This window comes from Bacteroides intestinalis DSM 17393, assembly GCF_000172175.1.
GTDB classification, from domain to species: Bacteria; Bacteroidota; Bacteroidia; order Bacteroidales; family Bacteroidaceae; genus Bacteroides; species Bacteroides intestinalis.
In genome coordinates this window covers 1,594,625-1,616,763 of record NZ_ABJL02000008.1, presented here as the reverse complement: position 1 = coordinate 1,616,763, position 22,139 = coordinate 1,594,625, and the positions used below count along the sequence as shown (strand labels likewise).

Annotated in this window: 18 protein-coding genes and 1 pseudogene; 15 read left to right on the top strand and 4 right to left on the bottom strand. The window is 44.2% G+C overall.

Annotated elements, in window-relative coordinates; all coding sequences use genetic code 11:
* Positions 1 to 4: 4 nt before the first annotated feature.
* A complete protein-coding gene (gene rlmH / locus BACINT_RS15865) occupies positions 5 to 478 on the bottom strand; it encodes a 23S rRNA (pseudouridine(1915)-N(3))-methyltransferase RlmH (RefSeq protein ID WP_007664830.1) in 474 nt (157 codons plus the stop codon).
* Positions 479 to 572: 94 nt separating this feature from the next.
* On the opposite strand from rlmH, the gene BACINT_RS15860 reads away from it, so the two are divergent.
* The 9 genes from BACINT_RS15860 to BACINT_RS15820 all read left to right on the top strand — a co-directional run bounded on the left by BACINT_RS15860 (position 573) and on the right by BACINT_RS15820 (position 7,569).
* The gene (locus tag BACINT_RS15860; protein ID WP_007664829.1) at positions 573 to 965 is read left to right on the top strand and encodes a DUF4783 domain-containing protein; all 393 of its coding nucleotides are present in this window, start codon (positions 573 to 575) and stop codon (positions 963 to 965) included.
* Positions 958 to 1,806 (top strand): carboxylating nicotinate-nucleotide diphosphorylase, encoded by an 849-nt coding sequence (gene nadC / locus BACINT_RS15855; protein WP_007664827.1) that lies wholly within the window; start codon positions 958 to 960, stop codon positions 1,804 to 1,806. The genes BACINT_RS15860 and nadC overlap by 8 nt, the downstream gene beginning before the upstream one ends.
* Before the next feature lie 208 nt (positions 1,807 to 2,014).
* Complete coding sequence (locus tag BACINT_RS15850; protein ID WP_044155314.1) at positions 2,015 to 2,725, top strand: hypothetical protein; 711 nt, start codon at positions 2,015 to 2,017, stop codon at positions 2,723 to 2,725.
* Between the two features lie 8 nt (positions 2,726 to 2,733).
* On the top strand, positions 2,734 to 3,438 hold the full coding sequence (locus BACINT_RS15845) for a hypothetical protein (RefSeq protein WP_007664825.1): 705 nt from the start codon (positions 2,734 to 2,736) through the stop codon (positions 3,436 to 3,438).
* Between the two features lie 108 nt (positions 3,439 to 3,546).
* Positions 3,547 to 4,098: an RNA polymerase sigma factor gene (locus tag BACINT_RS15840; RefSeq protein ID WP_007209685.1), complete on the top strand. Its 552-nt coding sequence runs from the start codon at positions 3,547 to 3,549 to the stop codon at positions 4,096 to 4,098.
* A complete protein-coding gene (locus tag BACINT_RS15835; RefSeq protein ID WP_007664824.1) occupies positions 4,085 to 5,227 on the top strand; it encodes an outer membrane beta-barrel protein in 1,143 nt (380 codons plus the stop codon). The genes BACINT_RS15840 and BACINT_RS15835 overlap by 14 nt, the downstream gene beginning before the upstream one ends.
* Positions 5,228 to 5,245: 18 nt before the next feature.
* On the top strand, positions 5,246 to 5,788 hold the full coding sequence (locus tag BACINT_RS15830; RefSeq protein ID WP_007664823.1) for a DUF4943 family protein: 543 nt from the start codon (positions 5,246 to 5,248) through the stop codon (positions 5,786 to 5,788).
* 12 nt (positions 5,789 to 5,800) lie between these two features.
* A complete protein-coding gene (locus BACINT_RS15825; protein ID WP_007664821.1) occupies positions 5,801 to 6,484 on the top strand; it encodes a DUF4858 domain-containing protein in 684 nt (227 codons plus the stop codon).
* Between the two features lie 143 nt (positions 6,485 to 6,627).
* Positions 6,628 to 7,569 (top strand): NAD(P)H-dependent flavin oxidoreductase, encoded by a 942-nt coding sequence (locus BACINT_RS15820; RefSeq protein ID WP_007664820.1) that lies wholly within the window; start codon positions 6,628 to 6,630, stop codon positions 7,567 to 7,569.
* A gap of 123 nt (positions 7,570 to 7,692) precedes the next feature.
* Here the strand turns inward: BACINT_RS15820 and gadC are convergent.
* A pseudogene (gene gadC, locus BACINT_RS15815) lies at positions 7,693 to 9,251 on the bottom strand (putative glutamine/gamma-aminobutyrate antiporter GadC).
* 190 nt (positions 9,252 to 9,441) lie between these two features.
* Here gadC and BACINT_RS15810 point away from each other — a divergent pair.
* On the top strand, positions 9,442 to 10,170 hold the full coding sequence (locus BACINT_RS15810) for a potassium channel family protein (protein ID WP_007664817.1): 729 nt from the start codon (positions 9,442 to 9,444) through the stop codon (positions 10,168 to 10,170).
* Positions 10,171 to 10,908: 738 nt separating this feature from the next.
* Here BACINT_RS15810 and glsA read toward each other — a convergent pair.
* Positions 10,909 to 11,874, bottom strand: a complete 966-nt coding sequence (gene glsA / locus BACINT_RS15805) for a glutaminase A (RefSeq protein WP_007664815.1) — start codon at positions 11,872 to 11,874, stop codon at positions 10,909 to 10,911.
* Positions 11,875 to 11,940: 66 nt separating this feature from the next.
* Complete coding sequence (locus BACINT_RS15800) at positions 11,941 to 13,383, bottom strand: glutamate decarboxylase (protein WP_007664813.1); 1,443 nt, start codon at positions 13,381 to 13,383, stop codon at positions 11,941 to 11,943.
* Positions 13,384 to 13,587: 204 nt separating this feature from the next.
* On the opposite strand from BACINT_RS15800, the gene BACINT_RS15795 reads away from it, so the two are divergent.
* From BACINT_RS15795 to BACINT_RS15775, 5 genes are all read left to right on the top strand, one after another.
* On the top strand, positions 13,588 to 14,829 hold the full coding sequence (locus BACINT_RS15795) for an MFS transporter (RefSeq protein ID WP_007664808.1): 1,242 nt from the start codon (positions 13,588 to 13,590) through the stop codon (positions 14,827 to 14,829).
* Between the two features lie 125 nt (positions 14,830 to 14,954).
* On the top strand, positions 14,955 to 19,271 hold the full coding sequence (locus BACINT_RS15790; protein WP_007664799.1) for a CusA/CzcA family heavy metal efflux RND transporter: 4,317 nt from the start codon (positions 14,955 to 14,957) through the stop codon (positions 19,269 to 19,271).
* 10 nt (positions 19,272 to 19,281) lie between these two features.
* Positions 19,282 to 20,187, top strand: a complete 906-nt coding sequence (locus BACINT_RS15785; RefSeq protein WP_021967070.1) for an efflux RND transporter periplasmic adaptor subunit — start codon at positions 19,282 to 19,284, stop codon at positions 20,185 to 20,187.
* 71 nt (positions 20,188 to 20,258) lie between these two features.
* Positions 20,259 to 21,296, top strand: coding sequence for a sensor histidine kinase (locus tag BACINT_RS15780; RefSeq protein ID WP_007664795.1), 1,038 nt, complete (start codon positions 20,259 to 20,261; stop codon positions 21,294 to 21,296).
* Positions 21,293 to 22,069, top strand: coding sequence for a LytR/AlgR family response regulator transcription factor (locus BACINT_RS15775; protein WP_007664793.1), 777 nt, complete (start codon positions 21,293 to 21,295; stop codon positions 22,067 to 22,069). The genes BACINT_RS15780 and BACINT_RS15775 overlap by 4 nt, the downstream gene beginning before the upstream one ends.
* Positions 22,070 to 22,139 lie beyond the last annotated feature (70 nt).

Here is a 22,139-nt window from a genome sequence, read left to right as displayed (position 1 = left end):
ACAGTTATTCGTGGTGATAAGGGCCGCCGTTGAGTATATTCATGGCCCGGTACAACTGTTCCACGAAAATCAACCGCACCATCTGATGCGAGAACGTCATTTTAGAAAGGGACATTTTCTCATGTGCCGCCTGATATACTTTTTGTGAGAAACCATACGGTCCGCCGATGACAAATACAAGCCGTTTATTTACGGTGTTCATCTTGCGCTTCATATAGTCTGCAAACTCTATGGAGCGCATTTCTTTTCCCCCTTCATCCAGCAATACAATCACATCACCTGGCTGGAATGTCTTACATATCAATTCACCCTCTTTTTCTTTCTGCACTTCCATGGAAAGGCTCTTGGTATTCTTCAATTCCGGGATGACTTCCATATCGAAAGACAGGTAGCGTTTGGTACGCTGCACATAGTCATTGATGGCAGTTATAAAGTGTTGTTCTACGGTTCTCCCTACGACGAGCAAAGTTGTTTTCATGTTGCTTACATTCTGATTCGTGCACAAAATTAGTGCTTTTTTATTGTATTTTACAATAAATGCTTACCTTTGCGTATCATTAATACTTGTGATTATGAAAAAACGAGTAGTTTTATTGTTGACCAGCCTCTTCTTATGGGTATCCTCGATCTTTGCTCAGGACGTACCTGTGGGGGTGGTTACGGCCTTCAAAAAGGGAAACTCTCAGGAGCTAAACGGGTATCTGGGTGATAAGGTGGATCTGATTATCCACAATCGTACGACCAATGCTGACAAGCGAACTGCAGAAAGAGCAATGGCTAATTTTTTTGCCGAGAACAAAGTCAGTAGCTTCAATGTGAATCACGAAGGAAAGAGGGATGAATCAAGTTTCATCATCGGTACTTTGGGGACCGCTAATGGAAACTTTCGGGTGAATTGTTTCTTCAGAAAGGTACAGAACAAATATGTGATACATCAAATAAGAATAGATAAAGCGAATGAATAAGGAAGAAGAATTGATTGACAGGTTGATAGACCTCGCCTTCGCAGAAGATATAGGTGACGGAGACCATACAACCCTTTCGTGCATCCCCGCTACGGCGATGGGTAAATCCAAACTTTTGATTAAAGAGCCGGGCATTCTGGCTGGTATCGAAGTTGCCAAAGAAGTGTTTCGTCGTTTCGACCCTACTATGAAGGTAGAAGTCTTCATCAATGATGGGGCTGAGGTGAAGCCGGGCGATATAGCAATGATAGTGGAAGGCAAGGTGCAATCTTTGTTGCAGACAGAACGCCTGATGCTGAACATTATGCAACGCATGAGTGGTATTGCTACCATGACGCATAAATATGCAGAGAAACTGAAAGGTACGAATACACGTGTGCTCGATACCCGTAAGACTACTCCCGGTATGCGTATCCTTGAGAAAATGGCTGTGAAGATTGGCGGTGGTGTAAATCATCGTATCGGATTGTTCGACATGATTTTGCTGAAAGACAATCACGTGGATTTTGCCGGAGGCATCGACAAGGCTATCAATCGTGCTAAAGAATATTGCAAGGAAAAAGGTAAAGACCTCAAGATAGAGATTGAAGTACGTAACTTCGATGAGTTGCAACAAGTGCTTGATCTTGGTGGCATAGACCGTATCATGTTTGATAACTTCACGCCTGAAATGACAAAGAAGGCTGTGGATATGGTAGGCGGTCGTTATGAAACCGAGTCTTCGGGTGGTATCACTTTTGATACGCTGCGCGATTATGCCGAATGTGGTGTAGACTTTATCTCTGTAGGTGCTCTGACCCATTCTGTAAAAGGATTGGATATGAGTTTTAAAGCATGTTGACAAAGGCGGAAGGTCGTATTAGGGAATAAAAAGGGAAGCCTCTCATAAGTTTGCCATCATATTGCAATCTTTATGAGAGGCTTTTCTATTAATAATCAGTATATTACGGAACACTAAGAAACAGACGGTCTGTTAGGGGTGAACGCATGGTCTGTTGAGGTCAAACAGATGATGCGTTTTGAGTGAATAGATGATGCATTTGGAAGATATGGAAAAGATAGATTGGAAAAGAGTAAAAACGATAGTCAAAGGATGGAAGCTGGGAGACTACGTGCGACAAATATCCATTGTCGTGATTGGTGTGCTGATTACCTTTATGGGCAGTGATTTGGTAACCCGAAATTCGGAGAAGGAGGATATCCGGGCCACCATGTTGCTGATTAAGGAAGAACTGAAAAGTAACCGGGAGAAATATGAAGATATTGTGGCTGAGTTTCAGGAAGACGAACGTCTTTCTGCCTTATTGGCAGAGCACGACTTGAAGATTCGTATCATACCTGAAGATTCGTTGAGGCAGTTTGCCCTTCTAATGGGGCATATACGTAGTTTCACTTATACCCAGAATGCACTGGATATACTTAAAAGTTCCATGTTGATGCAGAAAATTTCGGATAAAGAATTGCTGTTGCAGTTGACTGAGATTTATGAAGTATTGGATGGGTTTAAGGCGACTATGAACGGCTATTATGATATGAAAGACCAGGTTATGACACCTTTCAATCTTACACTGACCGATGAACAGATGCATTGTTTGTATGAGGGGGGATATGAGGCATGGGACATCTACCTTTCGAATATATCGGTGCGAAACTTTGTTAGGGTTGCTCATAGATATTTTACTCCCGACTATATAGAGCGTGTAGGGAAAAGAATTGATAGGGCAATACAGGCTATTGAAGAAAAATATCATTTAGAATAATCAGAGTTATGGGACAGAACGGTTGGGATAAGATAAAGAACGTGCTCAAAAGCTGGGAACTGGGAGACTATTTTCGTCAGTTCAGCATTGTGGCGGCAGGTATCATTGTTACTTTCTGGGGAAGTGACAAGATAGCGGAGCACAGTAGGCAGAAAGAAGTGCGAGCGACGATGCAACTGGTAGCGGAAGAACTGGAGTACAATAAGGAGGAATTGCGTAAAATAAAGCGGTTGCTGGATATTGATGTACACATGAGCACTGTGTTGTCGAACCACAATATGGATGTATCTAAGATACCTGGAGATACTTTATGGAAGTATGGCAAGCTTTTTAATAATTTTGATGAGTTCTCTTATAGAACCGATGCATTGGACGTGTTGAAAGGTTCCTCATTAATGCAGTATATCCCTGAGAAACGTATGTTGCAGGATGTGATGCAGGTCTATTTTGAGTTGGGAAGGAAAAAGAAAGATGTGGGTGATTATTATAAGATAAAGACCGATGTGCTGATGGGGCTTGCCTTGTCTGCGGGAAGAAAGAATATCTTGAGTGATGACCGCACTTTTAAGGATGAAGTCTCCTATCTTTTGGAACATGATAATTTTATTAACTTCGTCGTTATGGTTCCCGGTATCTTAGATTGGAGTGAGTTTGATGCACTGGATGAAATGCTTGACAAGCAGATACAGACTTTGAAAGCAAAATATAAATAATCTCCGTTCTTTAACTTCTTTTTAGATATTACATTGCAGCATTCTACGGAAAGCTGCGTCTAACTAACAAACGACGCGAAGAGGCGTCCGTAAAAAATAGCACTGACATTGGAAAATGAAATAGAACTGATAGAGGGCTGCCGGGCAGGAAAGGATTCCGCACGTAAGGAGCTGTATACCCTTTATTCCAAGCAGATGCTTGCGGTATGCTACCGCTATACGGGCGATGAAGATGCCGCTCATGACGTATTGCACGATGGGTTCATCAAGATCTTTACCCATTTCACTTTCCGGGGCGAATGTGCGTTGGCAACGTGGGTAACAAGAGTAATGGTGACACAGGCAATAGATTATCTGCGAAAGCAGAAGCGTATCACCCAACTGGTGGTAAACGAAGAACAATTGCCTGACATACCCGACGAAGCAAGTATAGCAGATAGCGGTAGCCGCCTCTCTGAACAGCAGTTGATGGCATTTGTGGCAGAATTACCTGATGGATGCCGAACCGTTTTCAACTTGTATGTGTTTGAAGAGAAATCACACAAGGAAATAGCGGAAATGCTTGGGATTAAGGTACATTCATCCACTTCGCAACTGCATCGCGCCAAGAATTTGTTAGCAAAAAGAATTAAAGAATATACAGAGTATGAAAGGAAATGATGAAATAACCGGTTTGTTCCGTAATCGCCTCTCTGGTGCAGAGATGACGGTGCGGGATGGCTTTTGGGAGGAGCTGAAAAGCGACCTGTCAAGAGTTGAAACCGATGCAACCAATACTTCTGCAGCTGTTGCTTTCGGACAGAAGCAGAAACGTTCCGTCCTTACTCCACGCTTCTACCGGGTGGCTGCGGCTGCTTCTGTAGTATTAGTGCTTGGAGCTGCTTCCGCTGCATTCTGGTATTTCTCTCCGAAAGATGAGATTCAGGAAGCATTCACCAAGGTGGCTACGCTGACACCGGAAGGTAACCTGAACGGAGATGTGGTACAGGAAAAATTCCCCTCTATTCATGAGCCTAAACCTACAGCGCAGACTCCGGGACATAAACATCTGGCACCAGCGTCATCCGGTACCATACTTGTTGCGAATGGTGATGATGAAGAGACTGTATCTGTTACTGTTTCCATTACAATTTCCCAACGCGTATATGGCAATCACCACCAAGGTAATGGAATGTATGGTCAAACAGCTTCAGCTTCATCAAGGAATGAAAATAATCATCGTGCCACAACTACTGATCCTACTGCTACAAATTCCAATACAGAATTTGGCTCAGATTCCGATAAAGTACTCCCCGTTACCAATGCGGGTGGTTCTGCTAAAAAATGGGCTTTCAAAGCAGGCATAGGTACATCGTTGCCAAAGGGAGATTTCGGAATGCCGTTCACCGCAGGAGTTTCTGCCGAGCGTCGTTTGAGCAAACATTTTTCTCTGGAGGCAGGTTTGCAATACAACCGTCTTGACGGAGATCATACGATACATACACTGGCTGTTCCGGTGAAACTGAATGCAATACTGGCAAGCAACTCTAGAGTAGATTTTTACGCTACATTGGGTGGTGCTGCCGAGAAATGCATATCCGGAGCCAGGGACAATGGTTTTGAAGCAGAGCCTGTACAACTTTCCGTTGCGGCAGGTCTGGGAGTCCGTTATAAGTTGAACGACCGGATTGCTCTGTTTGCAGAGCCTACGGTATCTCATCATTTTGATACGGATTCGCAAACAAAAACGCTGCGAACGGAACGTCCAACGAACCTTAATCTACTTTGCGGTGTTCGTATGACATATTAACCTTAATACAATGCAACAATGAAAGCAATTTCTAATATACGTGCCGTAATGGCCATTTTGATATTCTTCTTTTCTCTTTCTTTTGTGTCATGCACGGAAGAGACGTTGGACTACAATAATCCTGACGTGGATTTATTCGTTAAGCAACTGAAGGCCGGAAAATATTCTGTTGAAAGTCCGGAAGGGCTGAACACTATCCCTCGGTTTACTGTTGATGACATAGGGGACTTGTTGAAGTATGCCGAAGATTTGACGGTAATTCCTTCTTTTCCGCTGGCTCCGGTTTCTTATTCCGCAGGTGGTAAGCTTCGTTTAGGTGAATGTATCTTGTGGACAGTAGAAACAATCCGTCTGGGGCAGAATGCTTCGATGGGATGCAAAATGGTACATGCGGATGCAGAGAATTATGAAGGCATTTACTTCTTGTCGGATGATGAAGTTTTGGATGCTTCTGCCCGTTATCGCCGCTGGTGGGAAAACCGCAAATACCCTCGTACGATGTGGACCATAGATCCTTGTTATGATGAACCGCTTTGTGGAAGCGGATATATGTGGTGGTAAGAAAATAAATAAATGAGAATATATTGCACTATAATCGGACTGCTTTTAGTAGTAGTCCTTCCCGTTTGCGCCCAGAACTGGACACCTCAGGACTCTCTGCGATTGCGCCGTCTATTGGACGGAGAAGGAGAGATTAAGCTGAATCCGGAAGTACTGAAAGAAATGGGAGTACAGGAGCCTCTGGGCAAACAACAGATGTCGCTGGAAAGACAATGGCTGGATTTCAATACAACACTTCCCGAAATACCAAATACACCGAAGAAGAAAGTTATTCTTACCTTGCGTCCATATACAGCAAATACGAAGTATAACTGGGATCCGGTGTATCAGAAGAAAATTAAAATAGATAAGAACACGTGGAGAGGAGATCCTTTTTACGAACTTAAAATGCTTCGTATTTATTCTGATTGGGCGAAGACTCCTTTAGAAAAGGGTATCCGTAAAAGCATAGATGAGATAGAAGCAACCGGATTGCGTTATCGAGTGACGGAACGTGCAAATAATATGGCCGTGGGTAGCTGGCAGGGTGCCAGTGGCGGTTCGGGATTCTCCGGTGATTTTATGACACCTTTTACAAAAGAATTCTGGAATGTCAAAGGACGTAAGCGCCGTGCCCGTACTCTGGAAGTGCTCCGTGCATACGGGGACTCGACTACAGTGTTGATTAAAGAGCCTGTCAAGGCGATTAAAAATTAGGATTTGTATAATTTGTACATCTGGCGATACCTATGTTGTAGATTCATATTTTTGGCTGTGTTTTTTATTACAATTCGTCTTTTCTTCCGAACCTTTCATACATTTTTCTTGTTTCTTCCTAATAATCCCTAAACGGAAAAACTATGAACAGAATTACTTCCCTTTTCGGAATTCAATATCCAATAATCCAAGGTGGTATGGTTTGGTGCAGTGGCTGGCGCTTGGCGTCGGCAGTAAGTAATGCGGGTGGATTGGGCTTGCTTGGAGCAGGTTCTATGCATCCTGAAATGTTACGTGAGCATATCAGTAAATGCCATGCTGCTACACATAATCCTTTTGGAGTCAATATTCCATTGATGTATCCGCAGATTGAAGAAATCATGCAGATAGTGGTAGAGGAAGGAGTCAATATAGTTTTCACTTCCGCCGGAAGCCCTGCCAAATGGACGGGATGGCTGAAAGAGCGGGGAGTGACAGTGGTGCATGTGGTCAGTTCTTCCCGCTTTGCGATGAAAGCCGAAGAGGCGGGTGTGGATGCTGTTGTTGCTGAAGGCTTCGAGGCCGGCGGGCATAACGGAAGGGAAGAGACTACCACTTTGTGCCTGATACCTGCCGTGCGTGCCGCTACTACCTTACCATTGATTGCTGCTGGAGGAATTGCTACGGGTGAGGCTATGCTTGCTGCACGGGTGTTGGGAGCAGAAGGAGTACAAATAGGTACGCGTTTTGCATTGACTCAGGAAAGTTCAGCTCATGAATATTTCAAGGAATATTGTTTGCGTTTGCAGGAGGGGGATACCCGGCTACTGTTGAAGAAGCTTGCTCCGGTACGTTTGGTGCGGAATAATTTCCGTGACGCTGTAGAGGCAGCCGAAGCCGTGGGGGCTACACAAGATGAACTTCGTATTCTTCTGGCTCATGGACGTGCCAAGAAAGGGATTTTCTATGGAGACCTGGAAGAGGGAGAACTGGAGATTGGCCAGGCCTCTGCACTGCTTTACGGTAAACAGATAGAGACGGTTGCTGAGGTGATGCAGGAACTGACGGAAGGATATAGAAGAGCGTGGGATGCGCTAAAGGAATAAGAATTTAGCTATATGAGACGACGAAATGCGTCCCAAACAAACCACTTTCTTACCGTCCAAAATAAAAAATGGGGCTGTACGTCAATCTGTACAGTCCCATTTTTATGTTTTCCGATTACGCCCCTATGATTTAGGTGTACCGGAATTATTTGTTGTACTAGTTGGATTTACGGTAGGATTTGCAGTTGGTGTTGCCGTAGCTGTGCTTGTTGTGCTTGCTGCAACTTTTGGTTGTTCTTCCCAATGGAAGGGCTCAAAGTTAGTGTTCGGATCAACCCAAGTCGGTTTCTTGCAAGCGTAAATGATGAACGGAGCTGCCACTACAACAATGGCACCGATAATCAATACGGAGAACCAAACTGTATTGCTACCCGTTGAAATCTGACTGGGCGGGATAAAACTCAGGATGAATGCCAACAGAGAACCACAGAAACCGAGTCCGCCGATGAACCACATCAAACCGTTACCACCCTTACCGATACGGAACGGACGGTTCAACTTCTTCATCTTGTAACGCAATACGATAGCTCCTGTAAACATCAACATATACATGATAAGGTAAAGAACTACTGTCAACTGTGACAGGATCTGATAGAAACTCTGTACGGAAGGCATTACTACGAACAAGAGGCTCAATACTGTTACAGCACCACCTTGTACGAACAGGATGTTCTTCTGTACACCCAGTTTGTTTGTCTTCTGGAAGAACGGGGGCATGTAACCTGCCTTACCTACGGCAAAAATACCTTTGGACGGACCGGCAACCCAAGTCAATACACCTGCCAGCACACCGAATGCAAGAGCGATAGCGATGATCGGTGATAACCAGGAAGCATGGATGTACTTGAAGTAATTGTCGAAACCAACCAGCAAGCTTTGTGTCAGACTGATGTCTTTGGCCGGAATGATAACACCCAGTGCGAAAGTACCCAGCACGAAAATGATAACTGTGATAGCTGCACCGATAAATACTGCTTTCGGATAATTCTTGAGGGATTTTCTATATCCTTAACGTGGATACCGCCCATTTCCATACCGGCATAAAAGAGGAAGATACTTGCGGCGAGTACGACGTTGTCGAAGTTCGTCAGATCGGGGAAGAAGCTGCTGTGAAAGTCCAAATTGGAGTGTCCGCCTGTAGCCAGATAAATGATACCTAGGATAATCAGCAAGGCTGCCGGGATAATGGTACCAACCATACCACCGACTTTGGCAACTTTACCTACCCATCCCATACCTTTCAATGAGATGAAAGTGGCGAGCCAATAGATGATGAGCACTACGGCGAGTGTGTAGTACTTGTTACTTGCCAACGACATATCGTGCGCGTCGTTCATTCCGATGAAGGCGATGGATACGGCACCGAATGTCAATACGGTGGGGTACCAGATGGTACTTTCAATCCATTGCACCCAGATGGCAAGGAAACCGAGCCGCTTACCGTAGGCTTCGCCTACCCAGCGGAACACACCACCTTGTTTGTCCTGGAACATCGCAGCCAATTCCGCAGCGACAAGTGATGTCGGTATAAGGAATACGATAGCTGCAAATAAATAGTAAAAGGCCGAACTCATTCCGTACACGGCCTCGGCAGGTAGTCCACGTAGGGATACTACTGCTGTTACATTCATGATTGCGAGGGTGAACACACCCAGCTTCACTGTTTGTTTAATATTTGCCATAAGTTAAGGTTTTAGGTGAAAAATATGTTTTAAAATCAGTCTCTATAACAACGACCCGGTAGAGTTGTTTTCGGGGATAAAGTGAAAGTTGGTAAATTAACACTTAAACAAATGTCTTGTGCAAGACGTTTTAGGGCAATCAGACAGAAATCAGTAATATATTAAATCAGAATAAATAATAGGTATTATTATGAAAATGGCTCTTTCAGAATTTGCATTACGAGAGAAGGGAATTTATGGTGTCTTACACATTGTGATTCTGTTACTTTCGTTGTTTTTAGTGGTTAGTATTTCAGTAGATACATTCAAGGGTATTCCTTTCTATACTCAGACGGTATTTATGAAGGTTCAGTTTGCGGTGTGCGTATTGTTTTTGCTGGACTTCATTTTGGAGTGGTTTTTAGCAAAGCATAAAGTACGTTATTTTGCCACTCACTTTGTTTTCCTTCTGGTAGCCATCCCTTACCAGAGTATTATTTCTTGGGCCGGATGGACGTTTTCCGAAGAAATCACTTACTTATTGCGTTTTATTCCTTTAGTGCGCGGCGGTTATGCATTGGCCATTGTGGTGGGGTGGTTGACGTATAACAAGGCATCCGGTCTGTTTGTTACCTATTTGACGACTTTGCTTGCTACGGTTTATTTCTCCAGTCTGGCTTTTTATGTTATGGAGCATGGGGTGAATACATTGGTTACAGGCTATGGGGATGCCTTGTGGTGGGCGTTTATGGATGTAACGACAGTTGGTTCCAATATTATTGCTGTGACGGTGACGGGGCGTGTACTGTCAGTTCTGCTGGCAGCATTGGGGATGATGATGTTTCCGATATTTACGGTGTATGTGACGAGTCTGGTGCAGAGGAGGAACCAGAAGAAACAAGAGTATTATAAGGAGTTGCAGGGAGGGGATATAAAGTAATGTTGTGTGTGTGTACTTTTTCTTTCGGCTTGTCCCGAAAGAAAAAGATACCAAAAAGAAAGGGACCCCGGCTACGTCTCCGGTGCTACTCCGACACTGCCATTCGCAGACGGGGCTCGAACTCGCTTCGCTCAAACAGATCGCCCCTTACCTGCGCCTGACAGTGCCTACGCTTACGCACCTGCGCCTATGCCGGAGGGCTGCGCGGTGGTAGGAGTTTGTGTTTGTACGGAAATGAGATAGATTACTGATGAGGTTTTGTTAGTTTGTTGATAATCAACAGATAATATTTACCGATTGTTTACTGCCTAATGTAAAAGCATTTACTGCCGTATGTAACGACCTTTACCACTTATTGTAACGCTCTTTACCTCGGTATGTAACGACCTTTACCTCGGCATGTAAATGGAGTTACTGTGTGGGGTTAACAAAGTTACCATTTGGGGTAAACAGAATTTCCATAATAGGAAGTGACTTACTTTACGCCGCATGGTCTCCCGACCTCACTGTAGGTGCGTAGGCGTAGGTGCTGTCAGACGCAGGTAAGGGGCGATCTGTTTGAGCGAAGCGAGTTCGAGCCCCGTCTGCGGATGGCAGTACCGGAGTAGCACCGGAAGTGCAGCCTTGAGTTTTTCTTTTGGTATCTTTTCTTTTGTCTCAAGACAAAAGAAAAGTACAAGCGCCGCCTATCCTCTCCGGACTGACGACGCCTTTTATTTATGAAAAAGAGAGATTGTCTTATTCTACAATAGTCACACGGTCACCATTGAACACGCCCAAACCCAATTTGTTCATGATATACTTGATGGCGAGTTGTGATTTAACAGAATTCCCTGCTTCGTCCAAAGGAGGTGCGAATGCAGCTGCGCCGAATACACCGGGCAGTACAGACATAACTCCACCACCTACACCGCTCTTGGCAGGTATGCCGGCAGTGTACATCCAGTCACCTGAATGTTCGTAGAAACCTACGGTAGAAATCATGGAAGTAATTTTCGGAGCTAATGAAGCTTCAAACACTTCTTTCTTGGTGACAGGGTTTACACCACTGTTGGCGATGGTTCCGGCAGCAATCGCCAGTTGTCCAGCAGTGATACCTAATGAACATTGACGAGTGTACAGGTCGAGTGCCATATCCGGATTATCGTAGATACGGTTGTAGTTCTTCAGTAACCATGCAATAGAGCGGTTGTTGAAGTTCGTAGCCGTTTCCGACTTATACAGCTCATCAATCAATTGTGGAGCTGAACCGCACAAATCAGTAATATTCTGAACGATAGCTTCCCATTTCTTATCCGAATTGCCCACAGGCTCAACCATGGAACATGCTGAGATGGCACCCGCATTTACCAATGGGGTAGAAGGGTGATCATTCTCCAGCAAAATGGCGATGATTGAGTTGAAAGGTAATCCTGTAGCATCTGCACCAATCATATCCAGCACCTTCTGTGCTCCGTATTGACGGAGGATAAGGATGGCTGTGTGTACTTTGGAAACAGATTCTATACCGAAGCGGTAGTCAGTGTCACCTATATTAATGATTTGTCCGTTCATCAGACAGATGCTGATGCCGAACAGATTCTTGTCGATGTTGGCAAGGTAGGGGATGTAATCGGCATTTTTTCCCCCGGTGTTACCCTTTACCTGTTCATAGGCTTCCTGGGCAACCTCTTTTAGTTGAGAGATTGAAATCTTTTTATCCATAAGTTTTCTTTTTAGAATTGACAAGGGGACGAGTTGGCTTGTCCCCTTGTTGATTGGTTCCCTTAATTATTTCGCTGCTTTGTGAGCTTTACAACCGTGATTGAACACTTTAGCTTCTACCGGCAAGTTCTTTTCCTGAGCCATGCGGGTAGGAGTAGGATAATCCAATTTCTCCAGTTCAGTGATAGCATTCTTGATGTCGCCCAGCAACATGTCTGCCATGTCGCGGCTGAAGCCCTGGCGTACTACCACACGCATTACGACGTAGTCGTCCAGTTTAGAAGGCAGGGTATAAGCCGGTACCATCCAACCATGTTGCGACAGTTTATCCTGAAGGTCGTACAACGTCCATTTAGCATTCTTGGCGTACTCCGGTTTCATGTACCAGATGAACAACGGGTTCACCACTTCTTCTGAATAGTTGACGAACGGTTCCATCTTGGCGATTTCATCATGGATATACTTCGCAATGGTCAGCGAATTATACTGCACTTCTTTATATCCCTGGAATCCTAAGCGAATGAATTGGTAGTACTGACCCAGGATTTGAGCAGCAGGACGGGAGAAGTTCAAGCCGACCTGAGTAATGTTTGCACCGAGGTAGTTTACGCTGAATGACATTTCTTCGGGCAGATATTCTTTGCCTTTCCAGCAAACCCAACCCAGACCCGGATAAACGAGACCGAACTTATGTCCGCTGACACTGATAGAAAGAACCCACTTCAAACGGAAGTCCCATTTCGTTTCAGGATAGAGGAACGGCAGGATGAAACCACCACTGGCAGCATCTACATGGATAGGAATATCGTAACCGGTCTTGGCGTTGTAAGCATCGAGAGCTTTGTCCAGTGCTTCTACGTCATCGTTCAGTCCGGTCCATGTCACACCCTGAATAGGTACGATACAAATGGTGTTTTCATCACACATCTTCAAGGCTTCTTCCGGATCAAGAGTAGTCTTGTCAAGGGTCAAAGGCACTTCACGCATTTCAATCTGCCAGAGCTGGGCGAACTTTTCCCATACTACCTGGAAACCGGTTGAGATAACGAAATTAGGTTTATCGAACGGTTTGCCCTGAGTCTGGCGTTTCTTGCGCCAACGCAGCCAAGCTGCCACGCCACCCAACATACATGCTTCACTTGAACCAATGGCCAGCGCACCTGTTTTCCAAGTATCCTTTTCAGGAGAGTTCCACAAGTTTGCTACGATGTTGATACATTTTCCGTTCATCACGGCGATACGGGGATATTCCGTTTCGTCAATGTAGTTAATGTTGATCGCCTCGTTCATCAGCTTGGTGGCATAGTCGTCCATATAAGTGGTAACGAATGTAGCCAGATTCAGACGGGGTTGAGTTTGAGCGAAAGTTTCGTCTTTTACCATCTGATAAGCAATCTCGGGAGTAGTAGGTCCGTCAGGGATCTTCTCTACCGGAGAGGGTTGCAACATTCTGTTTGATCCAAACACTTCTGTTTTGGCATCACCTTTTCTGAAATTTACATCTTCCATTTTACTAATATTTTAGTTTAGGTTTAGGCGGCGAGGATTTTCCCCGTCGAATTTCCCAGAACAACGGCGTTTGCAGAGGAAAGTTCCGGGGTTTTACATATTTTGGCGTTTATTAAACAGTTACGGGCTACGAGCTATTTGAACTTTCTATAACCATAATTGTTTCTCTTGCACTATTTCAAACCCTATAATATATATGTGTATATGAAAATCAATACCGGCCGGGGAACCATTCCTCTTATTACATTGATCGGCATCTGGTCTATTTCTGCATTGACCTCTTTGCCGGGATTGGCTGTTTCTCCTATTTTGGGACAGCTTTCCACTATTTTTCCGGATGCTTCGGAACTGGATATTCAGATGCTTAGTTCTTTGCCGTCGTTATTGATTATACCTTTTATTTTGTTGGCGGGCAAGTTGGCTGAGAAACGCGACTTTGTCCGTCTGTTACGCGCGGGGCTCTGGATGTTCGCCGCGAGCGGGGTGCTGTACCTGTTTTCCACAAAAATGTGGCAATTAATAGCTGTCAGCGCCCTGCTGGGAATTGGTGCGGGACTGATTATTCCGCTTTCTACCGGATTGATATCCCGTTATTTTACAGGAACCTATCGGGTAAAGCAGTTTGGATACAGTTCCGCCATTACAAATGTTACGCTGGTGGTGGCAACCGCTGTTACCGGCTATCTGGCAGAAGTGAATTGGCATCTGCCTTTCCTGGTCTATTTACTACCTTTGGTAGCCATCATACTCACTATCCATCTGAAAGACGAAAATATGGGTGGTGAAGCACAAGTCACGTCATCGGATAAATCTCCTGCCGATACTTCTTCATCGGTAGAAACGGCTGCTCCCGCTATCCCCGGTAAGTATGGTATTCATGTCCGTCATCTGCTACAACTGATGCTTTTCTACGGGCTTACCACTTATATCGTATTGATCGTGACGTTCAACCTTCCGTTCCTGATGGAGGCACATCACTTTTCCAGTGGGAACTCGGGGATGATGATTTCCCTCTTCTTCCTTGCTATCATGGCACCCGGTTTCTTTCTGGGGCATGTTGTAAAGTATCTGAAGGAAAAGACGAAGTTTTACAGCCTGCTGTGTATTGCACTGGGGTTGGCACTGATATGGATTTCTCCCAAAGAATGGCTGATCATACCGGGCTGCATACTGGTGGGATTGGGCTATGGGGTTATCCAACCGTTGATTTATGATAAAACGGTGGATACGGCTGTTCCCCAGAAAACCACGCTGGCACTGGCTTTTGTGATGGCAATGAACTACCTGGCTGTGCTGCTTTGTCCGTTTATTGTAGATTTCTTCCAATCATTGTTTCATGTACGTTCGCAGGAGTTTCCATTTATCTTTAACCTTTGTATTACGATACTTGCATTGATATGGGCATATAGGAGGAAGAAAGATTTTCTGTTTGGGGATAAGCTGTAAATCGCTAGTTTCACTTCAATGACTGATATCGACGGTTGAATAGCTAAAATAGCCGGTTCAGCATATAGTCACTCTGTGTATAATTCGGATAGTTTACTTTTGTGGAAAAACCAAAAGTATAAAACATGTTCGACGCTATCCTTCGATTCTCAGTAAAGAAGAAGCTTTTTGTGGGGCTTACCACTTTGTTTCTTTTGATTGGTGGAATTTATTCCATGTTGACACTTCCTATAGATGCTGTTCCGGATATTACAAATAATCAGGTACAGATTGTAACCGTGTCACCAACTTTGGCTCCACAAGAGGTGGAGCAACTTATCACAATGCCCGTGGAAATCGCCATGAGCAATATCATGAATGTCACTGAAATCCGTTCCGTCTCCCGTTTCGGGCTGTCGGTGGTGACGGTAGTCTTTAAAGAGAGTGTACCTACTCTGGATGCCCGCCAGCTGGTGAACGAGCAAATACAGAGTGTGGCTGGTGAAATTCCTTCCGAATTGGGTATGCCCGAAATGATGCCTATCACCACCGGGCTGGGTGAGATATACCAATATGTATTGAAAGTGGAGCCGGATTATGAAGATAAATATGATGCTATGGAGCTTCGTACCATTCAGGATTGGATTGTGAAACGGCAATTGTCAGGTATTCCAGGAATTGTTGAGATAAACAGTTTCGGAGGCTATCTGAAACAATATGAAGTAGCGGTTGATCCGGATGTACTTTTCTCTCTCAATATCACCATCGGAGAGGTGTTCGAAGCTTTAAATAAGAATAATCAGAATACGGGTGGCAGCTATATCGAGAAAGTAAATCGTGCTTATTATATTCGTTCCGAAGGAATGATAAGCCGCATTAAAGATGTGGAACAGATAGTAGTAGCTAATCGTAATGGTATTCCTATCCGTATCAGTGACATTGGTACAGTACGCTTCGGAGCACCCAAACGTTTCGGAGCCATGACAATGGACGGTAAGGGCGAATGTGTGGGTGGCATTGCTATGATGCTGAAAGGAGCCAATGCCAATGTCGTAACCGGAGAACTGGAGAAAAGGGTGGAAAAGATACAGAAGATATTGCCGGAAGGTGTTACTATCGAGCCTTATCTGAACCGCTCTGAATTAGTGAACCGCAACATTTCTACTGTTATCTACAATCTGATAGAAGGCGCGATCATCGTATTTCTGGTATTGATTGTTTTTCTGGGCAATGTACGTGCCGGACTGATTGTGGCTTCCGTCATTCCATTAGCAATGTTGTTTGCATTCATTCTGATGCGTATCTTTAATGTTTCTGCCAACCTTATGAGCTTGGGGGCGATAGATTTCGGTATTGTTGTCGATGGCTCCATTGTTATATTGGAAGGTATATTGGCGCATATTTACAGTAAGAAGTTTAAAGGACGTACTTTATCGGCAAAAGAAATGGATGCGGAAGTAGAGAAAGGTGCTTCAAGTGTGGTACGGTCTGCGACATTTGCTGTATTCATCATTCTGATCGTCTTTTTCCCTATACTGACGTTGACAGGAATAGAGGGGAAGTATTTCACGCCGATGGCTAAAACCCTGGTATTTTGCATTATCGGCGCTCTGTTCTTATCATTGACTTACGTTCCGATGATGGCTTCCCTGTTCCTGAAACATCATATTGTGACAAAACCGACTTTTGCTGATAAATTCTTTGAAGCACTGAATAAACTCTATGCCCGTGCCTTGTCATTTTGCTTGCGCTTTAAGTGGCAAACTGTTGCAACTGCGTTTGTGGCTCTGGTTATTTCTCTCTTTCTTTTCACCCGTCTGGGAGCGGAGTTTATTCCTACGTTGGATGAAGGGGATTTTGCCATGCAGATGACGCTTCCGGCCGGCAGTTCGTTGAGCGAAAGCATCGAAGTATCCAATGAAGCGGAGAAACTCCTGATGGATAAACTCCCGGAAATAAAACATGTGGTAGCCAAAATAGGTACGGCGGAAGTTCCGACAGACCCGATGGCAGTGGAAGATGCCGACGTAATGATTGTCATGAAGCCTTTCAAGGAGTGGACCAGTGCTGCCAGTCGTGCCGAAATGGTAGAGAAGATGAAAGAGGCTCTTGAACCGTTAGCTAACCGTGCGGAGTTTAATTTCTCCCAACCTATCCAACTTCGTTTTAATGAGTTGATGACTGGAGCCAAAGCAGATATTGCCATTAAACTTTATGGAGAAGACACACATGAACTCTATCAGAAGGCAAAAGAAGCTGCTGCTTTTGTAGAAAAGGTATCTGGGGCATCGGATGTGATTGTAGAACAGACAATGGGGTTACCTCAGTTGGTAGTAAAGTATAATCGTGGAAAGATTGCCCGCTATGGTATCAATATAGAAGAATTGAATACTATTATTCGTACAGCCTATGCCGGAGAGGCTAGTGGAGTAGTCTTTGAAAATGAGCGTCGCTTTGACTTGGTGGTTCGCCTGGATCAGGATAAAGTGGCTGATTTGAATCTGGATAAACTCTTTGTCCGTTCCAATGAAGGCATTCAGATACCGGTCAGTGAGGTAGCTACCATTGATTTGGTGAATGGTCCGTTACAGATTAACCGGGATGCAACCAAACGTCGTATTGTAATCGGGGTCAATGTGCGTGGAGCGGATATTCAGCAGGTGGTGCAGGATATACAGAAGACGCTGGACAAGAATATTCAATTGAAGCCCGGATATTATTTCGAATATGGCGGACAATTTGAGAATTTGCAGAATGCCATCAACACTTTGCTGGTTGTTGTACCGGTAGCTCTGATGCTGATTCTGTTACTATTGTTTTTCGCTTTCAAGAATGTTACTTATACATTGGTGGTGTTCTCTACCGTGCCTCTTTCATTGATTGGCGGTATTCTGGCACTATGGCTACGCGGTCTTCCATTCAGCATTTCGGCGGGAGTAGGCTTTATTGCCCTCTTCGGCGTAGCGGTTCTCAATGGTATTTTAATGATTAATCACTTTAATGATATAAGAAAAGAAACTATGTATGCTCTTTCCACCAGACGGGTGATTGCCCGTGGAACCGCTCATCTGTTGCGGCCTGTTTTCTTGACAGGACTGGTTGCTTCCTTGGGATTTGTTCCTATGGCCATTGCCACCTCGGCCGGCGCCGAAGTGCAGCGTCCGTTGGCTACTGTAGTTATTGGCGGGCTGATTGTATCTACTGTATTGACACTGCTTATTATTCCTGTTTTCTATCAGATTGTAAGCTATACAGTGGTATGGAAACGCCGTTTCTCTGCCAAAAAGTTCTTGTTCTTCTTTCTGTTGTTGGCTGTTATGTTGCCCTTTACGGCGAAAGCTCAGGAGAAAGTGACGATGGAGCTGGCTATAGAGCTGGCAAAGCAGAACCATCCCCGTTTGAAAATAGCTTCTGCGGCAATCCGCCAGGTAAAGGCGGGCAGGGGAGAAGTTTTGGAATTGTCTCCTACCGAGATGAACTATTCATGGGGACAACTGAATGGTGAACTTAGAAAAGACAAGCAGTGGGAAGTAACCCAAGGCTTAGGCTCTTTGTTGACTCCTTTTTATAAGAATGCTTTGGTGAACAGGCAGGTTGAAACGGGGACTTTCTACCGGCAGATCGCTGAAAAAGAAGTGGTGGCGGAAGTGAAGCGTGCATGGGCATATTATCTGTATGCTTGCAATCTTCGTGCCTTATATAGTGACCAGAACAAATTGGCCGGGCAATTACAGCGTATGGGTGAGTTGCGTTATCAGCAGGGAGAAATAACTTTGCTGGAGAAAAACATGACCACCAGTATGGCTGTGGATATGAAGAATTGCCTTTTTCAGGCACAAGAAGAGGAAAAATTGGCTTTGTCACGCCTGAATTGGGTCTGTTATGCAGACCGGCCATTGATTCCGGCAGATACGGCATTGGTACTATTTCCGGTAGATTATCAGGTGCCGTCTTTTTCGGAAGTCCATCTGAATTATTTTCAGAGTCAGGCTAATGAGGCTAAAGCACAATTGAATGTGGAGCGAAGCCGATTTTTCCCTGAACTTTCCTTCGGTTACGTACGTCAGGATATACTTCCACTGAAAGGATTGAATTCGTGGATGGTTGGAGTTTCCTTTCCGGTTTATTTCTTGCCGTGGCATAGCAAGATAAAGCAAGCGAAAGTGGCTGCCGTCATAGCAAGAACTGAAGCTGAGGCTAATACACAGAATCTATATAACAAAGTTTCGGAAGCTGTTGCCAGTTTGCGCCGCCAGTCTGAAAGTCTGCGCTATTATACAACATCGGCATTGAAAGAAGCGGATGAACTGTTGAAGGTGGCCAACCTGCAGTTGCAACATAGCGAAACTAATATAACTGAATTTATACAAGCCGTTAATGTGGCGCGTGACATTCGTCGCGGATACCTCGAAACGGTATATCAATACAATATAGCAGCCCTTGAATACGAACTTTTTAAATAGAATAATGACGATGAAAAAGATAACTTTCCCCTTAATTCTGCTGGTGCTGACAGCATGCGGCGAGAACAAAGAAGTACAACCGGCAGAAGAGGCTACTGCTGTTGCCGTAGCAGAAAACGTGACAGATAGCATTCAGGTAGATGCTATCACTTCAGCTACTTCTAAACCCAATCAGGTATCATTTAACGGTACAATGGTTATTCCTCCACAACGGATGGCGACGGTTTCGCTTACGATGGGTGGGGTTATTAAAAGTACTTCTTTGTTGCCCGGTGAACCTGTACGGCAAGGGAGTGTATTGGCTACTCTGGAAAATCCCGACTTTATAACTTTACAACAGACATATCTGGACAGTCATGCACAGACTGAATTTCTGGAAGCGGAATACCTTCGCCAGCAAGCTCTTTCTGCCGAACAAGCAGCCTCCCAAAAGAAACTTCAGCAAAGCAAGGCAGATTACCTTTCAATGAAAAGCCGTGTGGAGGCGGCAGCTGCACAGTTGAAATTACTGGAAGTGGAACCTGAAGTCTTGCTGAAGGAGGGTATTCAACCTTTTTTGCAGATTAAAGCTCCGATCAATGGCTATGTGGCAGATGTGAAAATGAATGTCGGTAAATATATGAATGTAGGAGATGCCCTTTGTGAAATAGTAGATAAAAGTCGGACTTTACTCAGATTGACAACCTATGAAAAGGATCTGGCAGATATGAAAGTGGGAAATCCGGTACAATTTCGTGTAAACGGAATGGGAAAAACAGTATTTAAGGCTACTTTGATATCTATCGGGCAGAAAGTGGATGAAGATACACGCTCTGTTGAAGTCTATGCCAGGGTAGATACTGTGGACAATCAATTCCGTCCTGGTATGTATGTCACAGCAAGGATTATGAAAGAGCAGGCTTCGGCTGAACAATAAGGTTCCTTATCTTTGAAAAAATAAGGATGTGATGGAATAAAATGTATCTTTGTATGTAAAATACTGCAAGCATGAAAAATCGGTATACTCTGTTCATACTCATCGTTTCCATTTCCGTGGCAACATTGATTCATTTTCCGGAATTGGTTTCTCTCTTTGATGTCTTCGAGAGCCAGACACTGTTTCCGGGCATGAGGCCTGCTGATGTGGCAAGTGAAGTGTTTTTCACTTTCATCTCTCTTGTGATTCTGTTTGAGGTGAACATTTTGCTGTTCCACTTTAACCAGCCGGCTGTAAAAATTACCTGGCAGAAGATGATATTGTCATTGATACTGACTTGGATTTTAAGCAGTTTGTTAGGGAAATGTTTTGTATTCCTGCATCACACTTTCGATATTCCGGCCATTGATGCCATGGTACATCATTATCTGCATCCTCTGCGTGATTTTATAATAACCTGTACCGTATCGGGAAGTTGCTATATATCCTACCTTATCCGGCGCCAGCAGGAAGTCGTTATAGAAAACCAACAATTGCAGGCCGAGAACATCCTGAACCAGTATGAGGCTTTGAAGAATCAATTGAATCCGCACATGCTTTTTAACTCTCTGAATACTCTCCGGTCACTGGTACGCGAAGACAAGGATAAAGCACAGGAATACATTCAGGAACTTTCCCGTGTTTTGCGCTACACCTTGCAGGGAAATGATTCGAAAAGTGTGTGTGTGAAGGATGAAATAGAATTTGTGTCGGCTTATATCTTTTTGTTGAAGATGCGTTTTGAAGATAATCTCTCTTTTGATATTTGTATTGATAATAAATATGCCAATTATTATTTGCCTCCTATGGCAGTCCAGATGCTGATAGAGAATGCAGTGAAACATAATGAAATAAGCGACAGGCATCCATTGAATATCCGTATTTATACCGAAGGGGAAGAATTAATCGTTACCAATCCGGTGCAGCCTAAACTGACTGTTACTACCGGAACTGGCATAGGACTGGCAAATCTTGCAAAACGCTATTATTTGCTTTACAAGCGGGAGATACAAATCAGCGAGAACGAGCAGTTTACCATACGTATTCCTTTAATACCGAGTGTTTCATGAAAGTAATTATTATAGAAGATGAGAAAGCGGCAGTTCGCAACCTGAAAGCTTTGTTACAGGAAGTGAAGCCGGAAGTGGAAGTAGAGGCTGTTTTGGACAGTATTGCAGCTGTGTTGGATTGGTTTGCCGTACATTCTATGCCGGATATGCTCTTTATGGATATTCATTTAGCTGACGGATCAGCCTTTGAAATCTTCGATCATGTAGATATTACCTGCCCTATTGTTTTCACTACGGCCTATGATGAATATGCTCTTCGTGCGTTCAAAGTGAACAGTGTGGATTATTTGTTGAAGCCTATTGGAAAGAGTGATATTGAGAAGGCTTTCCATAAGTTGGAGCAGTTGCATGGTTCGGAACAAGGGAAATCCCCTGACAATGCTTTGTTGCAATTAATTCATTCGCTGAAAAAGCAGGAAAGTTATAAAACGCATTTTCTCATTCCGGTGAAGGGTGACAAGTTGCTACCGGTTTCGGTGGATATGATTCTGCTGTTTTATATTCAGGACTGCAAAGTGAAGGTGGTTCTTGCCGATGGTAAGGAATATACATTTCCACAAACACTGGATGAAATAACAGAGTGTATCGATCCATCCCTGTTCTTCCGTGTCAACCGGCAATTTCTGATTTCCCGTGAGGCTATCAAGGATATTGATTTATGGTTCAACAACCGTCTGTCTATTAATCTTCGTTGTAAGGTATCGGATGAAAAAGTGCTGGTAAGCAAGGCACGTGTGCAGGAGTTTAAGGATTGGTTTTCCAAAACACATTGAGCATGTCGTGAAGAATTACAGGGAGAAAAAGGACATAAAATAATGTGCCAATCAATTCAACCGACGTTAC

What these genes read in the sequence shown, in the direction of transcription:
- rlmH (WP_007664830.1), bottom strand. Translation starts at nt 478, where the DNA reads ATGAAAACAACTTTGCTCGTCGTAGGGAGAACCGTAGAACAACACTTT.
- BACINT_RS15860 (WP_007664829.1), top strand. Translation starts at nt 573, where the DNA reads ATGAAAAAACGAGTAGTTTTATTGTTGACCAGCCTCTTCTTATGGGTA.
- nadC (WP_007664827.1), top strand. Translation starts at nt 958, where the DNA reads ATGAATAAGGAAGAAGAATTGATTGACAGGTTGATAGACCTCGCCTTC.
- BACINT_RS15850 (WP_044155314.1), top strand. Translation starts at nt 2,015, where the DNA reads ATGGAAAAGATAGATTGGAAAAGAGTAAAAACGATAGTCAAAGGATGG.
- BACINT_RS15845 (WP_007664825.1), top strand. Translation starts at nt 2,734, where the DNA reads ATGGGACAGAACGGTTGGGATAAGATAAAGAACGTGCTCAAAAGCTGG.
- BACINT_RS15835 (WP_007664824.1), top strand. Translation starts at nt 4,085, where the DNA reads ATGAAAGGAAATGATGAAATAACCGGTTTGTTCCGTAATCGCCTCTCT.
- BACINT_RS15830 (WP_007664823.1), top strand. Translation starts at nt 5,246, where the DNA reads ATGAAAGCAATTTCTAATATACGTGCCGTAATGGCCATTTTGATATTC.
- BACINT_RS15825 (WP_007664821.1), top strand. Translation starts at nt 5,801, where the DNA reads ATGAGAATATATTGCACTATAATCGGACTGCTTTTAGTAGTAGTCCTT.
- BACINT_RS15820 (WP_007664820.1), top strand. Translation starts at nt 6,628, where the DNA reads ATGAACAGAATTACTTCCCTTTTCGGAATTCAATATCCAATAATCCAA.
- BACINT_RS15810 (WP_007664817.1), top strand. Translation starts at nt 9,442, where the DNA reads ATGAAAATGGCTCTTTCAGAATTTGCATTACGAGAGAAGGGAATTTAT.
- glsA (WP_007664815.1), bottom strand. Translation starts at nt 11,874, where the DNA reads ATGGATAAAAAGATTTCAATCTCTCAACTAAAAGAGGTTGCCCAGGAA.
- BACINT_RS15800 (WP_007664813.1), bottom strand. Translation starts at nt 13,383, where the DNA reads ATGGAAGATGTAAATTTCAGAAAAGGTGATGCCAAAACAGAAGTGTTT.
- BACINT_RS15795 (WP_007664808.1), top strand. Translation starts at nt 13,588, where the DNA reads ATGAAAATCAATACCGGCCGGGGAACCATTCCTCTTATTACATTGATC.
- BACINT_RS15790 (WP_007664799.1), top strand. Translation starts at nt 14,955, where the DNA reads ATGTTCGACGCTATCCTTCGATTCTCAGTAAAGAAGAAGCTTTTTGTG.
- BACINT_RS15785 (WP_021967070.1), top strand. Translation starts at nt 19,282, where the DNA reads ATGAAAAAGATAACTTTCCCCTTAATTCTGCTGGTGCTGACAGCATGC.
- BACINT_RS15780 (WP_007664795.1), top strand. Translation starts at nt 20,259, where the DNA reads ATGAAAAATCGGTATACTCTGTTCATACTCATCGTTTCCATTTCCGTG.
- BACINT_RS15775 (WP_007664793.1), top strand. Translation starts at nt 21,293, where the DNA reads ATGAAAGTAATTATTATAGAAGATGAGAAAGCGGCAGTTCGCAACCTG.